Consider the following 16,194-nt stretch of genomic DNA (forward strand, 5'->3'; position numbering starts at 1 on the left):
CATTCCTTCCTTCACCTACGTCACGCAATGGCGCGCGACAGGAGCCAGAGGACATGCAGACCAAGCTGGACGAAGCAAAGGCCGAGCTGCTCGCGCGGGCGGCCCGGGTAGCTGAGCACAGCCCGGCCGGGGGGGTACTTCCGACTGGGGCCGAGCAGGGAGAGCGGCCCGACCGGGACACGACTCTTTCCTATCTCCAGCGCTACTACCTGCACACCGCGCCCGAGGACCTCCTGGACCGGGACCCGGTCGACGTCTTCGGGGCGGCGCTCTCGCACTACCGGCTCGCCGAGAACCGCCCGCAGGGCACCGCGAACGTCCGCGTGCACACGCCGACCGTCGAGGAGAACGGCTGGACCTCCAGCCACTCCGTCGTCGAGGTGGTCACCGACGACATGCCGTTCCTCGTGGACTCCGTGACCAACGAGCTGTCCCGCCAGGGCCGCGGCATCCACGTCGTGATCCACCCGCAGGTCGTCGTCCGCCGCGACATCACCGGCAAGCTCATCGAGATCCTCGGCCCCGACTGCGACGCCCACGGCCCGCGGACCGCGCGCCCCCACGACTCCCTCGTCGAGTCCTGGATCCACGTCGAGATCGACCGCGAGACCGACCGCGCCGACCTCAAGCAGATCACCGGCGACCTCCAGCGCGTCCTGTCCGACGTCCGCGAGGCCGTCGAGGACTGGGAGAAGATGCGCGACGCCGCGCTGCGCATCGCCGACGAACTGCCGAACGAGCCCTGCGCGCCCGACCTGTACGAGTACGAGCTCGAAGAGGCCCGGGAGCTGCTGCGCTGGCTCTCCGACGACCACTTCACCTTCCTCGGCTACCGCGAGTACAACCTCGTCGACGGCGACGCCCTGGCCGCCGTGCCCGGCACCGGCCTCGGCATCCTGCGCTCCGACCCGGTCCACCACGGCCAGGAGGACGCCCACCCCGTCTCGCCGTCCTTCAACCGGCTCCCGGCCGACGCCCGCGCCAAGGCCCGCGAGCACCGCCTGCTGGTGCTGACCAAGGCCAACAGCCGCGCCACCGTGCACCGTCCCTCGTACCTCGACTACGTCGGCGTGAAGAAGTTCGACGCCGAGGGCAACGTCGTCGGCGAGCGCCGCTTCCTCGGCCTGTTCTCCTCCGCCGCGTACACCGAGTCCGTGCGCCGCGTCCCGGTCATCCGCCGCAAGGTCGCCGAGGTCCTGGAGGGCGCCGGCTTCTCGCCGTCCAGCCACGACGGCCGCGACCTGCTGCAGATCCTGGAGACCTACCCGCGCGACGAGCTGTTCCAGACCCCGGTCGACAAGCTGCGCGAGATCGCCACCTCCGTCCTGTACCTGCAGGAGCGCCGCCGGCTGCGGCTGTACCTGCGCCAGGACGAGTACGGCCGCTACTACTCGGCCCTCGTCTACCTGCCGCGCGACCGCTTCACCACCGGTGTCCGGCTGCGCCTGATGGACATCCTCAAGGAGGAGCTCGGCGGCACCAGCGTCGACTTCACCGCCTGGAACACCGAGTCGATCCTCTCCCGCATCCACTTCGTCGTCCGCGTCCCGCAGGGCACCCAGCTGCCCGCGCTGACCGACGCCGACGTCGAGCGCGTCGAGGCCCGCCTGGTCGAGGCCGCCCGCTCCTGGGCCGACGGCTTCGGCGAGGCCCTGACCGCCGAACTCGGCGAGGAGCGCGCCGCCGAGCTGCTGCGCAAGTACGGCGGCTCCTTCCCCGAGGGCTACAAGGCCGACCACACGCCGCGCGGCGCCGTGGCCGACCTCGTCCACCTCGAACGGCTCTCCGCCAGCGACCGCGACTTCGCCCTGTCGCTGTACGAGCCCGTCGGCGCCGGCCCCGGCGAGCGCCGCTTCAAGATCTACCGCACCGGTGAGCAGGTCTCGCTGTCCGCGGTCCTGCCCGTCCTGCAGCGCCTGGGCGTCGAGGTCACCGACGAGCGCCCGTACGAGCTGCGCTGCAGCGACCGCAGCAACGCGTGGATCTACGACTTCGGCCTGCGGATGCCCGTCCCGGCCAACGGCGACAACTACCTCGGCGACGACGCCCGCGAGCGCTTCCAGGACGCCTTCGCCGCCGTGTGGCGGGGCGACGCCGAGAACGACAACTTCAACACTCTGGTCCTCGGCGCCGGTCTCACCTGGCGGCAGGCCGTCGTCCTGCGCGCGTACGCCAAGTACCTGCGCCAGGCCGGCTCCACCTTCAGCCAGGACTACATGGAGGACACCCTCCGCAACAACGTCCACACCACCCGGCTGCTGGTCTCGCTCTTCGAGGCCCGGATGTCGCCCGGCCGCCAGTCCGCCGGCACCGAGCTCATCGACGCCATGCTGGAGGAGCTGGACGGGGCCCTGGACCAGGTCGCCTCGCTCGACGAGGACCGGATCCTGCGGTCCTTCCTCACGCTGATCAAGGCCACCCTGCGCACCAACTTCTTCCAGCTGGGCGCCGACGGCGAGCAGCACTCCTACGTGTCGATGAAGTTCGACCCGCAGGCCATCCCGGAGCTCCCGGCCCCGCGCCCGGCCTTCGAGATCTGGGTGTACTCCCCGCGCGTCGAGGGCGTCCACCTGCGCTTCGGCAAGGTCGCCCGAGGCGGCCTGCGCTGGTCCGACCGCCGCGAGGACTTCCGTACGGAGATCCTCGGCCTGGTCAAGGCGCAGATGGTCAAGAACACCGTCATCGTGCCGGTCGGTGCCAAGGGCGGCTTCGTCGCGAAGAACCTGCCGGACCCGTCGGTGGACCGCGACGCGTGGCTCGCCGAGGGCATCGCCTCGTACAAGATCTTCATCTCGGCGCTGCTCGACATCACCGACAACATGGTCGGCGGAGAGGTCGTCCCGCCCAAGGGCGTCGTCCGCCACGACGAGGACGACACCTACCTCGTCGTCGCCGCCGACAAGGGCACCGCGACCTTCTCCGACATCGCCAACGGTGTCGCCGAGTCCTACGGCTTCTGGCTGGGCGACGCCTTCGCCTCCGGCGGCTCGGCCGGCTACGACCACAAGGGCATGGGCATCACGGCCCGCGGCGCCTGGGAGTCCGTCAAGCGGCACTTCCGCGAGCTCGGCCACGACACCCAGACCCAGGACTTCACCGTCGTCGGCGTCGGCGACATGTCCGGTGACGTCTTCGGCAACGGCATGCTGCTCTCCGAGCACATCCGCCTGGTCGCCGCCTTCGACCACCGGCACATCTTCATCGACCCGAACCCGGACGCGGCCGTCTCCTACGCCGAGCGCCGGCGCCTGTTCGAGCTGCCGCGCTCCTCGTGGGCCGACTACGACACCGCGCTGCTCTCCGCGGGCGGCGGCATCCACCCGCGCTCCGCGAAGGCCATCCCGGTCAACGCCCAGATGCGCGAGGCCCTCGGCATCGAGGCGGGCGTCACCAAGATGACCCCGGCCGAGCTGATGCAGGCCGTCCTGCACGCTCCGGTGGACCTGCTGTGGAACGGCGGCATCGGCACCTACGTCAAGGCGACGGCCGAGACGCACGCCGAGGTCGGCGACAAGGCCAACGACGCCATCCGCGTCAACGGCGCCGACGTCCGCGCCAAGGTCATCGGCGAGGGCGGCAACCTGGGCCTGACCCAGCTCGGCCGCATCGAGTTCGCCCGCACCGGCGCCGGCGGCGAGGGCGGCAAGGTCAACACCGACGCCATCGACAACAGCGCGGGCGTGGACACCTCCGACCACGAGGTGAACATCAAGATCCTGCTCAACGCGGTCGTCGCCGACGGCGACATGACCGTCAAGCAGCGCAACTCGCTGCTGGCGGAGATGACCGACGAGGTCGGCCGGCTCGTGCTGCGCAACAACTACGCGCAGAACGTGGCCCTGGCCAACGGCGTGGCCCAGGCGTCGAGCCTGCTGCACGCGCAGCAGCGCTTCATGCGCCGCCTGGAGCAGGCCGGACTGCTGGACCGGAGCCTGGAGTTCCTGCCCACCGACCGGCAGGTCCGCGAGCTGCTCGGCAGCGGCAAGGGCCTGACCCAGCCGGAGCTGGCCGTCCTGCTGGCCTACACCAAGATCACGGTGGCGGACGAGCTCATCGCCACCGAGCTGCCGGACGACCCGTACCTGCGCCGCCTGCTGGACTCGTACTTCCCGGCCGCGCTGAAGGCGAAGTTCCCCGAGCAGGTCGGCGCCCACGCGCTGCGCCGGGAGATCATCACCACGATGCTGGTCAACGACACCGTCAACACCGGCGGTTCGACCTTCCTGCACCGCCTGCGCGAGGAGAGCGGAGCCTCCACGGAGGAGATCGTCCGGGCGCAGCTCGCGGCCCGCGAGATCTTCGGCCTGGCCGAGGTGTGGGACGCGGTCGAGGCTCTGGACAACAAGGTCGCGGCCGACGTCCAGACCCGGGTGCGGCTGCACTCGCGGCGCCTGGTCGAGCGGGGCACGCGCTGGCTGCTGAACAACCGGCCGCAGCCGCTGCAGATCACCGAGACCATCGAGCTGTTCGCCGACCGGGTCGCCCAGGTCTGGGGCGAGCTGCCGAAGCTGGTGCGCGGTGCGGACCTGGAGTGGTACCAGCTGGTGCTGGACGAGCTGGCGGCCGAGGGCGTGCCGGAGGAGCTGGCGGCGAAGGTCGCCGGGTTCTCGTCGGCGTTCCCGACGCTGGACATCGTCGCGATCTCCGACCGCACCGGTGTCGACCCGCTCGGTGTCGCCGAGGTGTACTACGACCTCGCCGACCGCCTCGACATCACCCAGCTGATGGACCGGATCATCGAGCTGCCGCGCGCCGACCGGTGGCAGTCCATGGCCCGTGCCTCCATCCGCGAGGACCTGTTCGCGGCGCACGCCGCGCTGACCGCCGACGTGCTGGCGGCCGGCAACGGGGAATCCACGCCGGAGGAGCGGTTCAAGTCCTGGGAGGACAAGAACGCGGCGATCATCAGTCGCGCGCGGACCACGCTGGACGAGATCCGGGGGTCGGACGACTTCGACCTGGCGAACCTGTCCGTGGCGATGCGGACGATGCGGTCGCTGCTGAGGGCCCACGCCTGATCCCCGCCCCCGCACGACCGAGGCCCCGGCCCCCGGATTCCGCTCCGGGGGCCGGGGCCTCCCCGTTTCCCCGGGTCTTGTCACGGGGGCGCATCAGGCGCGGGCAACTGCGCGGCGCCCCAAGTACCCTGTGCCCGGCTGCACTTGTACGGACCATTCGACCAGATGGCGCTGCGGGGGAACACGCATGTGGGGACGGGGCACGGTTCTGGGGGACCGGTACACGCTGACCGAGAGGATCGGCGGCGGCGGGATGGGCGAGGTGTGGCGGGCCGACGACGCCGTGCTGCGGCGGCAGGTGGCCGTCAAGGTCCTCCTCCCGGCGCTGCTCGACGACCCGGCGTTCGCGGCGCGGTTCCGCCGCGAGGCCACGGTCCTGGCCTCGCTCAGCCACCCCGGCATCGTGGACGTCCACGACTACGGCGAGAGCCCGATCGAGTCGGGTGAGGAGGTCGCCTACATCGTCATGGAGCTCGTCGAGGGGCGGCCCCTGAACGAGGTCCGCGCGCAGTCCGGTCCGCTGCCGCCCGAGCAGGCGCTCGACATCGCCGGGCAGGCCCTGGACGCGCTGCACGCGGCACACCTCCAGGGGGTGACGCACCGCGACATCAAGCCGTCGAACCTGATGCTCGGCGGCGACGGCCGGGTGACCGTCACCGACTTCGGCATCGCCAGGTCCAGCGCGGCCAGCACCGGCATCACCGACTCCCACGCGGTGCTCGGCACGGCCCTCTACATGGCTCCGGAGCAGGCCGAGGGGCTGGGGGCCATCGCGGCGTCCGACCTGTACTCCATGGGCGTGGTCGTCTACGAACTGCTGACCGGGGAGCCGCCGTTCACCGGCGAGTCGGTGGTCGAGATCGCGCTCAAGCACGTCCGGGAGCCCGCGCCCGCCCTCCCGGACGCGCTGCCCGAGCCGGTACGCGCGTTCGTCGCCCGAGCGCTGGCCAAGCGGCCCGAGGAGCGGTACGCCGACGCCTCGGTGATGGCGGCGGCGGCGCGCCGTGCGGCGGCGGGGCGGCCGCTCGGCGAGCTGGACGCACCGGCGGGGCCGGTCGTCGTACGGTCCGCCGAGTCCCCCGGGTCGGCCGGGTCGGACGGGTCCGCTGCGGCGGGCGGCTCCGGCAGGAGGAAGTGGTGGCAGCGGCTCGGCATCCCCGAGGGTGTCGCCGTGCCGGTCGCCGTCTCGGTGAGCGTGACCGTGACCGTCGCCGTCACCGTGCTGCAGATCGCCCCGTGGGGGAAGGAGGCCGACGCGCAGGGCGCCGGCCGGCAGCCGTCCGCGGCGGCGTCCGCACCCGCCGCGTCCGGCGGCGCGGGCCAGGGGCCCGGCGCCTCCGTCCCCCCGGGCAGCCCGCAGGGCGCCTCGCCCGGCCCCTCGGCCCCGGTCCCGGGCCAGGACCCGGCCGCGGCGCAGGGCGGCGCCGTGGGCGGGCCCGCCCCGGGCGGACCGGGTGGCGCAGCCGCCGGTGGCGCGGGCGGCGGCAGCCCCTCGGGCGGTGGCGCCGGCAGCCCCTCGGGCGGAGGCGGGAGCCCCTCGGGCGGTGGCCAGCAGCCGACCGGCAGCGGGACCCCGGGCGGCGCCGGTGCCGGCGCGGGCGGCGCGGGCGGTGGCTCCGGGGCCAATCCGCCCGCGGGGTGCGGCGCGGGTGTGTGGGGAGCGATCACCAACGTCGGCGACGGGCTGAAGGTCGGCCTGGGCTCCAACAGCACCGCGTCGGGCACCAAGGTGGTCATGGGCGGGACCACGGCCATGGGCTGGGTGTACGAGCGGAGCAACTACGAATCCTTCCGCGTCTGCTCCCCGAACGGCGCCTACCTCGGCCGGGCCCTGACGCAGTTCGGCGACACCGTGCGGGCAGAGCTCGGCGGCGGGGGAGGGGTGTGGTGGAACCTGGAGCGGGTGGCGGGGTCCAACGCGTACCTCATCAAGGACATCGCCTTCCAGGGCGGCTGCCTGACCGACAACGGCGCCGGGCAGCAGCTGACGGTGGTCCCCTGCGCCTCGGGGAGCAAGGCGCAGCAGTGGCGCGTGCCGTGAGGCTCCGCCGGGCTGCCGTCATGCGGGTGCGGCGCCGTTGCGGGGGCTCTGCCCCAGGGCTCCCGCGCCTCGAACGCCGGCGGGGCTGGATCTGTCAGGCGCCGCGGGTGTAGGCCTCGTAGGCGTCGCAGACTTCCTTGGACGGGCCGTCCATGCGGAGGGTGCCCGACTCCAGCCAGATGGCCCGGTCGCAGGTTTCGCGGACCGTGCCGATGCTGTGGCTGACCAGGAAGACCGTGCCCGCCCGTTCGCGGAGTTCCTCGATGCGGGCCTGGCTGCGGCGCTGGAAGGCCGCGTCGCCGGTGGCGAGGGCTTCGTCGATCATCAGGACCTCGTGGTCCTTCGCCGCCGCGATCGAGAAGCGCAGCCGGGCGCCCATGCCGGAGGAGTACGTGCGCATCGGCAGGGAGATGAAGTCGCCCTTCTCGTTGATGCCGGAGAAGTCCACGATGTCCTGGTAGCGCTCGTGGATCTGCTGCTTGCTCATGCCCATCGCCAGCCCCCCGAGGATCACGTTCCGCTCGCCGGTCAGGTCGTTCATCAGGGCGGCGTTGACGCCGAGCAGCGACGGCTGGCCCTGGGAGTAGATCGTGCCGCGGGCCACCGGCTGCAGGCCCGCGATGGCCGCCAGCAGGGTGGACTTGCCCGAGCCGTTGGTGCCGATGAGGCCGATGGCCTCGCCCTTGTACGCGGTGAAGGACACCCCGCGCACGGCGTGCACCTCCCGCACGCCGGGAGCCGGCTTGCGGGACAGGATCCGGCTGAGCGCGGCGGTGGCGCCGCCCTTGCGCCCGCCGGCGTTGACCTTGTAGATGACGTGCACGTCGTCGGCGATGACGGTCGGCACGCGGGTGGCGGTCGCGGTCGGGTCAGCCACGGCCGTACTCCTCTTCTGCCTTCCAGAACCAGACGAACCCGCCGACGCCGGCGAGCAGGGCCCAGCCGACGGCGATCGCCCACACGTGGTGCGGGAGGGCGTGCGCGTCGAAGCTGTCGATCAGGGCGTAGCGCATGAGGTCGATGTAGACGGCCGCCGGGTTGGTCTTCAGGGCGAGGGCCACCCAGTGCGGCAGCTGGTCCTGGCGCAGCATCTGGTCGATGGACCACATCACGCCGGAGGAGTACATCCAGGTGCGCAGGACGAACGGCATCAGCTGGCTGACGTCCGGGTTCTTGCTGCCGATGCGGGCCATGACCATGGCGCAACCCGCGCAGAAGACCGCCGTGAGGAAGAGGACGGGCAGTGCCAGCAGCCAGGACAGCGTGGGCGGTTGGCCGAAGGCCAGGAGGAGCAGGACCAGGGCGCCCATGGTGACCAGGAGCTGCTGGAAGAGCTGGACCACGGAGGCGAGGGGGAGGCTGGCGCGCGGGAAGTGCAGGGCGCGGACCAGGCCGAGGTTGCTGTGGACGGCCCGGGTGCCGGCGTTGATGGAGCTGCCGATGAAGTCCCAGACGAAGATGCCGGTGATCAGGAACGGCAGGTAGTCGGGCACGCCGTGGCTGGCGTGCATGACGATCCCGAAGATGAAGTAGTAGACGGCCGCGTTCAGCAGCGGGGTGACCAGGTGCCAGGCCTGGCCCAGCTTGGCCGTGCTGTACGTGGCCTGCATCCGGGCGGTGGCGTACGCGGTCACGAAGTGGCGGCGCTCCCACAGGCGGCGCACGTAGGCCGGCAGCGGGGGGCGGGCGCCGCTGACCGTCAGGCCGTGGGCGGCCGCCAGCTCCGCGGGGGTGCGGTGGGCGGGCGCCGTTGCGGGTGCCAGGGTCGGTGGAGTCACAAGGGGTCGCTTTCGACGGGTCGGGACGCCGGGGCGATGGAACGGAACCGTATCGTCGCTACGGCGAGGTTAGGGCGCGGTGCGACGGAACGCAACCGTATCGTCGTGACGAGGTGGGGTCGGCGTGCGCGGCTATGCTCTGTCCATGACCACGGATCCCGCCGCCTCCACCCCCGCCACCGCCCCCGCCGCCGACCCGGCCCCCGCCCGCCGCGCCCCCGCCGGGGCCGCCGTGCTGCGCGAGGACGTGACCGAGGCGATCCGGGCCGCGGTTCTGGAGGAGCTGGCCGCGGTCGGGTTCTCGCGGATGTCGATCGAGGGGATCGCCCGGCGCGCGGGCGTCGGCAAGACCGCCGTCTACCGGCGCTGGAAGTCCAAGCTGCACCTGGTCCTGGACCTGGTGCAGGCCTTCGCCGTGGACGGCCTGCCCGTGCCCGCGACCGGCTCGCTGTACGGCGACGTACGGGCCCTGCTGGAGGTCATGTCACACGTGCTGCGCCACCCGGTGGCCTCCGCGGTCATCCCCGACCTGCTCGTCGAGGCGGCCCGCAACCCCGAGATCGCGGACGCGGTGCGCGGCGCCCTCCTCGACGGCGAGCTGCGGATGGCGCAGGGCATCGTCGCGGACGCCGTGGCGCGCGGCGAGCTGCCGGCCGGCACCGACCCCGGCCGGGCGCTGGACCTGGCGATCGGGCCGTTGTACTGGCGCCAGGTGGTGGTGCGCGACGAGGTGCCGGCCGCCTACCTCGACGAGCTGGCCGGGTCGGTGGTGGCGGGGCTGACGGCCGCCCGCGACTGAGCGCGGCCCGCGGCTGAGCGCGGCCCGCGGCTGAGCGCGGCCCGCGGCTGAGCGCCGGGGTCCGGCCCGCCCCCGCCCGGCGGCTACCGCGTGTAGAACGCGACCCGGAAGCCGAGGTCCACGTACGCGTTCTGCGGCGGGTCGTAGGACCGGAACTGGATCCGCCGGGCCAGCGGCTCCCGCGAGAACCACGAGCCCCCGCGCACGATCCGGTCGCCCGCGGCCCGGATGTCCTCGCGGCCCGGCCCGGACCGCGTGTACGGCCAGGCCAGCGAGCGGGTCCACTCCCACACGTTGCCGATCATGTCCTGGGGCCGGCCCTCCCGCGCCGCCCACGGGAACAGCCCCACCGGCACCGAGCGCTGGGTCCAGCCCTGCTCGGCCCGTACGTGGGCCATGCCGTCCTGCCAGTCGGCGCCCCACGGGTAGGGCGCGGACTCCGGCCGGCCCAGGCAGGAGCACTCCCACTCGGCCTCGGTGGGGATGTCCGCGTAGCCGTCCCCGTCCAGCACCCCGCGCTCGCGCAGCCGCTTGGTCAGCCAGCGGCAGTACGCCACCGCCTCCCACCAGTTGACCCCGACGACGGGCTGGGTGGGCTGGTTGTAGCGGGGGTCCCACCAGTACAGCGGGACCTGCCGCAGCAGCAGCTGGTCCACGTACTCCTGGAGGGACTCCTCGTCGATGATGCCCTCGCGCATCTCCTTGCTCAGGTGGATCCGCTGGGTGTCGGTGGACCCGGCGCGCGGGCCGTCCGGCGCGTTGATGAACGCCTCGTCCTGGGTGACCCACAGCCGCGCCGGGCCCTCCGGCCAGCAGTCCGGGTCCCGGTAGCCGCCGGAGGCGACGAACTCCGCGTAGTCCCGGTTGGTGACCGGCAGGGCGGAGATCCGGAACTCCTCGATCGTCTCCGTGTGCTGCGGGTACCAGTCGATGTGCTGGTACTTGTCGTCCCGGGAGTTGAGCGGGGTCCGCGAGCCGATGGGGTACGAGCCCGCCGGGACCGGGCAGCTGAGGGCGAGGAGCTCCGGGCACCTCTCGTCCCAGGTCGACGGGTTGAGCTGGGCGTGCACGGTGGCCGCCCGGTCCCGGGTCTCCAGGTCGCGGCCGCGGTCCCCGCACGCCACGGCCACCGCCTCCGACACCGACCGCCGCAGCCTGCGGACCAGCCCGGACGGCTCGGCGCCCGGCCGCACCGCCGCCAGGATCACCAGCAGTTCACCGGCCAGCAGCCACAGCGGCAGCCCCTCCCCGCCGGCCTCCTCGGCGGCGCCCGCCAGCTCCGCCGCCGTGCCCGTGACCAGGCGGTGCCCCTCGGCGGTGGTCTGGGAGCTCGCCCAGTAGCGCAGCGGCGCGTGCCAGATGGGGTGGCGGCACAGCCCGACGATGGTCTCGGAGTCCCGTCGGGCCAGCGCGCAGCCGGCGAAGTAGTCGCGGAAGAGGTTCTCCCGGAACGACAGCCGGCTGGCCGCGTCGACGGCGAGGATCCCGTGTCCCTTGCGCAGGAACTGCACGTAGTCCACGACGGCCGGGAAGGCGTCGAGGAACTCCAGCTCCTCGCCCAGCGCCCGCAGGATCGGCTCCTGCACGGACGCGGCGGAGATGGAGTTGACCTCCGGCCCGGCCGAGCGCAGCGCGGTGATGGAGAAGCCGACCTCCTCGATGATCCGCTGGATCTCCGTGTCGTACGAGGGCCGCAGCAGGCAGGGCTCGGAGGAGGCCGAGGCCCGTCTGCGGGGCCGTTTGTGCAGGAACTCCTCCGCGGCCAGCCGGCAGAAGTGCCCGACGGAGGTGGGGACCTCGTGATTGCGCTCGGTGGAGACGACCAGGAGGTGCAGCAGGTACGGGACGCGCGCCGTCGACGCGAGGGCGCTGTCCCCGCGGATGGCGGCGATGAGCCGCTCGGAGAGCTTTCCTTCGTGGGGTGGCATCAGGTCGTGAACCATCCGGTGATGTAGTTCTCGAGGTCGCGCTGCTTGGGCGGCCGAAGGACGTAGGCGCTGGTGTCGCGCGACCGGGCGCACTCGGCGGAGAACCAGCTCGAGTCCGAGATCGTCACCAGCACGCGCAGGTTCCGGTAGTGCACGTGGAGCTGCGCCAGGGTCTGCAGGACCGTGCGCGGGGACCAGTTGTCGGAGCTGGCGTGGGAGTGCAGGGGCACGTCCTCCACCCCGTCGACGAAGAGGAACGCCCGGTCGAGGGAGTCCCGCAGCAGTGTCCGGGCGACGGGGCCGTACGCGCCGATCCCGGAGCGGGAGACCGCGGCGTCGGTGAGGGCGTCGGCCATCGCCGCGAAGTCGCCCTGCGCGGGCACGTCCAGGGCGTTGACCAGCAGCGGTACGGGCGCCTCGGCGTCGCCGGTCAGCGCCCGTTCCGCCAGCAGCGAGGCGTAGTGCGTGCACACCGAGGTGCGCCCGGAGCACGGCGGCCCGATCAGCACCAGCGAGCGGCCCGCGCCGTGCAGGACGACGCCGTCCAGCGGCAGGCCCGGGGAGTCCTCGTCGCCGGGCGGGGCGGTGCGGGTCAGGGCGTCGATCTCGCGGACCTCCCGCGGGATCCAGACCGCGTCCAGCGGACGGTCGGGGAAGGCCCCCGCGTCCGCGCCCTCCTGGCTGGTGGCCGACAGGGCCCGCAGCGCGCCGAGGTAGTGGACGAGCTCCACCGGCAGCTCCCGCGGCGGGAGCAGCTCCGGCCCGGGCGGACCCCCGGGCCCCGCCGGCCCGGCACCGGCCGCACCGGCACCGACCGCACCGGCCCCGCCCGCAGCGCCGCCGCCCCCGGCCCCCTGCCCCGGCGGACCCGGCTGGTCCGGTATGCGCTCGCCCGGCCCGCGCGGGGCCTGGGGATTGATGCGACGGGGCGCGGGGCGCGTGCCCTGCCGCCCGGAGCCGTCTTCGGGATCAGTGGTCATCTCACCTCACCTCAGGGGCCGACCGGGTGCCACGCCGCGGGCTCGGGCACGGCGGTGACGCGCCCCAGCTCCGACCGGCTCCAGAACCGCCCGTCACTGTCTGCGAACTCGAACTTCAGCGGCAGCGCCCGGCTCTGGTCCGGCTGCACCGCGAGCGGTACCTCGTAGTCGCTCCGCCCCGGCACGAGCGGCCCGAGCTCCTCGTGGCACAGGTGCACCGAGCCGTCGGGGCTGTCCGCGCGCCACCGGAAGACGGGCAGGGTGGTGGAGTTCTCCACCTGCACCGCCCAGTACGGCTGGTCGGCGTCCGACAGCACGGTCATCCAGGCGGCGGCGGCCGTGCGCTGCCTCCTGCGCTCCCGTTTCTCGGAGCGCAGGACCGTCCCGACGGCCGCGGTGACCGCACCGACCTGCCCCACCCCGCTGACCCAGTCGCCCCAGGTCCCGGCCGTGTCGTGGTCGAACACCCTCCCGTACGGCCGGAGCCCCCACAGCGGCAGGGACAGCAGCAGGACCACCGCCGCCAGGAGCCCCCACCGCATGCCCGCGCTACGCCATATGGTCCTCAGATCTGCTGACGCCAATCGGAACGCCCCTCACCCTCACAGGAATCTCCGCGGATCCATCACACGCAGGGCCTCCGCCTGCTCGGCGGACAGCCCGGACCCCGCCAGGACACTGCGCACCAGCGCCGCCGTGATCGGGGCCAGGGTGATCCCGACGCCGAAGTGCCCGGTCGCCATGACCACCCGCCCCTCGGGGTCGGCGTGCCCCACCAGCGGGTAGCCGTCGGCCGTGCCCGGGCGGATGCCGGCCCAGGCGCCGGTCAGCCGCCACTCCCGCGAGGAGGGGATCAGCAGCCGCAGCGCCCGGAGCAGCCGCTCGGTGGCCGCCTCCTCCGGCCCCTCGTCCCACCGGCCCTGGTCGTAGGTGACCCCGACCACCACCCGCCCGTCGTGGCGCGGCACGGCGTACGAGGACACGGTGGTGTCGTCCACGGCGACCTTGCAGTACACGTGGTGGCGCAGCGGATAGCCGCTGCTGCCCGGCACCACCAGCTCGGCGGCCTGCCCCCGTACGGGGAACTGCCCGCCGGGCCGGGTCGGCACCAGGTCCGGGCTCCACGCCCCGGCCGCCACCACGCACCGGTCGCCGTGCAGGACCCGGCCGCCCTCCAGGCGCACCTCCACCCCCTGCCCGCGCGCCGTGACACCCCGCACCCGGGCCCCGGCCAGCACCTCGATCCGCGGATCCCGGCGCACCACCGTCCCCAGGGCCGCCATCAGCACCCGCGGCTCCAGCGCACCCTCGCTCGGCAGCCGCACCGCCGACAGCACCCCGGGCGCGAGCAGCGGCTCGGTCACGCCCAGGACCCCCGCGTCCAGCTGCTCGACCCGGAAGCCCTGCTCCACCCACTGCGGCACCAGCTGCTCCTGGACGCGCCGCTGCTCCACCGGGTCCAGGGCCACCTGCAGCAGGCCGGAGTCCAGGAACGGCACCTCGATCCCGGACCCGGCCTCCAGCCCGGCCAGCCACTGCGGATACATCCGCCGGCTCGCCTCGGCGAACTGCCGCAGCGGGCCGCGGCAGAAGTCGTCGCTCTGCGGGGTGATCCCGCCGATGGCCGCCCAGCTCGCCGCCATGCCGGTGTCCGCGCGGGCGTCCAGGAGCACGACCTTGTCGAAGAGGTCGCTCGCCGCAGCGGCGACCGAGCAGCCTATGACGCCCGCTCCGACCACGACGAGTGCGGAGCCCATGCTCAGCTGCTCCCGTTGACGATGTAGGAGTCCTGTTCTCCCGTGACGACGTTGACGATGGACTGGATGCACTTGACGGCCATCGCGTCGCGGGCGTCGTGCGTGAGGGAGCCGATGTGCCCGGTGACCAGCAGCCTCGACGGCGGCAGCGCGAGCAGCTCGTCCCGCTCGGGGACGTCCGCGTCGTAGAAGCCGTCGAACGCGGCCGTGCGGATGCGGCCGCTGCCGAGGCCCTGGAGCAGCGCGGCCGGGCTGACCACCGAGGGGCGGGCCGTGTTGACCAGGGTGATCCCGGCGGCCGGCAGCAGGGCGACCTCGTCGGTGCCGATCATGCCGCGGGTCTCGGGGGTGTCCGGGACCATGACGACGAGGTTCTCGGCCCAGGACAGCAGGCTGTGCAGGTCCTTGTAGGCGATGCCGAGGCGCTCCTCCACCTCGGGCTTGCGGGTGCGCGAGTAGTACGCGGTCTCGGTCGCCAGGCCCAGCGCGCCGATCTCGGCGATCCGGGTGCCGATCGCGCCGAGGCCGATGATGCCGAGGCGGTGTCCGGCGAGGTCGTGCTGCTTCTCCTCGCCGCCCGCGTTCCCGGAGCGGTAGTCGGCCGCGTACGAGGGGATCTGCCGGCGCTGGGCCAGCAGCAGGCCGATGGTGAACTCGGCGACGCTGTTGGTCAGCGTGCCCGGTGTGTTGGTGACGGCGATGCCGAGTTCGGCGGCGGCGTCCGCGTCGACGAAGGACTGGTACCCCACTCCCAGGAAGCCGACGACCTTCAGCGATTTGGCCCGGGTGAGCGCCGCGCGCGAGGCGAACTCGTCACCGCCCAGCAGATAGGCGGTGCAGGACTCCAGTTCCGCGCCCAGCTCGTCCTCACTGAGCAGGCCCGGAACCACATGCACCCGGAAACCGGACTCGGACAGCCGGTCGAGGTGCTTCTGCGCCACGCTGCTGCCCGTTACGAGGATCTTTCCCAGATCGGCCACGCGATTACCCCAAACGTCGATTGGATCGTACGGAGAGAAAGGAGAGACGAGAGAGACGAGAGAGAGGAGAGACGAGAGAAACGAGGGAACGGTCAGGCGAACAGACCGGCCAGCCTGTCGTAGTACCGCATGCGTGCGGAAACAGAACTGCGGGCGGCCGTCAGGTAGTCCTGGGCCAGCGACGGATCGTGCGCGATCAGCTCGGACGCTATGTGTGCGATGAGAGCCGAATGCTCCGTGTCCTCATCGATGTTGGCGTTCAGGAAATCACCGTGCTCGACGTCGGGCGCCGCGTTTTCGAATGCCCTTTTCACGGCGCCGTATTCGGGGACCAGCATCTGCTCGTTGCCCACGCCCAGCGCCCCGAGGGCCGCCACCGGGGAGCCCATTGCGGACGCCAGGTCCCGCAGGAAGTCGTAGGTCGGTTCCGCGGGCGTCACGGAGTCGGGCGCGATCCCCATGCTGTGCGCCAGCCGGTGCAGCAGCCAGGGGTGGGAGGCCCGTGCGACGCCGTCCTTCACGCCTCCGTGCTCCCCCTGGAGGACCAGGTTGAAACGGGCCCGCTGGTGGACGTTCACCAGCGCGCTGCCGGTGAGGCTGAGCAGCTGCGCGAAGACCCCGGTGACGAACAGCTCCTGCGACACCCAGAACTCCAGCGCAGGCCGCGAGTCGGCCGCGAGCTCGAAGAACCGGTGCCGCTCCACCCCGCTCTCGGGGACCAGCCGGCTCGCCTCCTCCACCACCGGATGCAGGGGGACGGTCTCGGCGGGCAGGAAACGTGCACCGTACTGCCATTGGACGAAGTTCGATTCGACGAGCCTGCTGGCTAACTCCGCGTTCCACGGTGCGGTCAACGCCATGACGAAAACACCTCTTCCGTGTGGGGACGCCCGACGGTCGATCACAGGGCAAG

11 protein-coding genes are annotated in these 16,194 nt (G+C 72.7%); 3 read left to right on the plus strand and 8 right to left on the minus strand.

From position 1 onward, the window contains the following. The first annotated feature begins 53 nt into the window (after positions 1-53). Complete coding sequence (locus AB0F11_RS05275; RefSeq protein WP_362168654.1) at positions 54-5,018, plus strand: NAD-glutamate dehydrogenase; 4,965 nt, start codon at positions 54-56, stop codon at positions 5,016-5,018. A gap of 187 nt (positions 5,019-5,205) precedes the next feature. Continuing rightward, complete coding sequence (locus AB0F11_RS05280; RefSeq protein WP_362168656.1) at positions 5,206-7,059, plus strand: protein kinase; 1,854 nt, start codon at positions 5,206-5,208, stop codon at positions 7,057-7,059. Positions 7,060-7,153: 94 nt separating this feature from the next. Here AB0F11_RS05280 and AB0F11_RS05285 read toward each other — a convergent pair whose 3' ends face one another. After that, a complete protein-coding gene (locus AB0F11_RS05285; protein ID WP_362168658.1) occupies positions 7,154-7,936 on the minus strand; it encodes an ABC transporter ATP-binding protein in 783 nt (260 codons plus the stop codon). Further along, positions 7,929-8,837 (minus strand): ABC transporter permease, encoded by a 909-nt coding sequence (locus AB0F11_RS05290; RefSeq protein ID WP_362168660.1) that lies wholly within the window; start codon positions 8,835-8,837, stop codon positions 7,929-7,931. Before AB0F11_RS05290 ends, AB0F11_RS05285 begins: the two co-directional genes overlap by 8 nt. Before the next feature lie 145 nt (positions 8,838-8,982). Here AB0F11_RS05290 and AB0F11_RS05295 point away from each other — a divergent pair, with 145 nt between their 5' ends. Further along, positions 8,983-9,636: a TetR/AcrR family transcriptional regulator gene (locus AB0F11_RS05295; RefSeq protein WP_362168662.1), complete on the plus strand. Its 654-nt coding sequence runs from the start codon at positions 8,983-8,985 to the stop codon at positions 9,634-9,636. A gap of 83 nt (positions 9,637-9,719) precedes the next feature. Here AB0F11_RS05295 and AB0F11_RS05300 read toward each other — a convergent pair whose 3' ends face one another. The 6 genes from AB0F11_RS05300 to AB0F11_RS05325 all read right to left on the minus strand — a co-directional run bounded on the left by AB0F11_RS05300 (position 9,720) and on the right by AB0F11_RS05325 (position 16,141). Then, positions 9,720-11,564 (minus strand): SUMF1/EgtB/PvdO family nonheme iron enzyme, encoded by a 1,845-nt coding sequence (locus tag AB0F11_RS05300; protein ID WP_362168664.1) that lies wholly within the window; start codon positions 11,562-11,564, stop codon positions 9,720-9,722. Beyond that, positions 11,564-12,544, minus strand: coding sequence for a hypothetical protein (locus AB0F11_RS05305; protein ID WP_362168666.1), 981 nt, complete (start codon positions 12,542-12,544; stop codon positions 11,564-11,566). The genes AB0F11_RS05300 and AB0F11_RS05305 overlap by 1 nt, the downstream gene beginning before the upstream one ends. An 11-nt stretch (positions 12,545-12,555) precedes the next feature. After that, entirely contained in the window at positions 12,556-13,086 is a 531-nt protein-coding gene (locus tag AB0F11_RS05310) for a hypothetical protein (RefSeq protein ID WP_362168668.1), read from the minus strand. A 60-nt stretch (positions 13,087-13,146) separates the two neighbouring features. After that, positions 13,147-14,301 (minus strand): FAD-dependent oxidoreductase, encoded by a 1,155-nt coding sequence (locus AB0F11_RS05315; RefSeq protein WP_362168669.1) that lies wholly within the window; start codon positions 14,299-14,301, stop codon positions 13,147-13,149. A gap of 2 nt (positions 14,302-14,303) precedes the next feature. Continuing rightward, entirely contained in the window at positions 14,304-15,281 is a 978-nt protein-coding gene (locus tag AB0F11_RS05320) for a 2-hydroxyacid dehydrogenase (protein ID WP_362168671.1), read from the minus strand. A 92-nt stretch (positions 15,282-15,373) separates the two neighbouring features. Then, positions 15,374-16,141, minus strand: a complete 768-nt coding sequence (locus AB0F11_RS05325) for an iron-containing redox enzyme family protein (RefSeq protein ID WP_362168673.1) — start codon at positions 16,139-16,141, stop codon at positions 15,374-15,376. Positions 16,142-16,194: the final 53 nt, after the last annotated feature.

The organism is Streptomyces sp. NPDC032472, from assembly GCF_040636955.1.
Lineage (GTDB): Bacteria > Actinomycetota > Actinomycetes > Streptomycetales > Streptomycetaceae > Streptomyces.

Excerpts from the sequence above, each read along its gene's own strand:
- AB0F11_RS05275 (WP_362168654.1), top strand. The coding sequence starts at position 54 with ATGCAGACCAAGCTGGACGAAGCAAAGGCCGAGCTGCTCGCGCGGGCG.
- AB0F11_RS05280 (WP_362168656.1), top strand. The coding sequence starts at position 5,206 with ATGTGGGGACGGGGCACGGTTCTGGGGGACCGGTACACGCTGACCGAG.
- AB0F11_RS05295 (WP_362168662.1), top strand. The coding sequence starts at position 8,983 with ATGACCACGGATCCCGCCGCCTCCACCCCCGCCACCGCCCCCGCCGCC.
- AB0F11_RS05300 (WP_362168664.1), bottom strand. The coding sequence starts at position 11,564 with ATGCCACCCCACGAAGGAAAGCTCTCCGAGCGGCTCATCGCCGCCATC.
- AB0F11_RS05305 (WP_362168666.1), bottom strand. The coding sequence starts at position 12,544 with ATGACCACTGATCCCGAAGACGGCTCCGGGCGGCAGGGCACGCGCCCC.
- AB0F11_RS05310 (WP_362168668.1), bottom strand. The coding sequence starts at position 13,086 with ATGCGGTGGGGGCTCCTGGCGGCGGTGGTCCTGCTGCTGTCCCTGCCG.
- AB0F11_RS05315 (WP_362168669.1), bottom strand. The coding sequence starts at position 14,301 with ATGGGCTCCGCACTCGTCGTGGTCGGAGCGGGCGTCATAGGCTGCTCG.
- AB0F11_RS05325 (WP_362168673.1), bottom strand. The coding sequence starts at position 16,141 with ATGGCGTTGACCGCACCGTGGAACGCGGAGTTAGCCAGCAGGCTCGTC.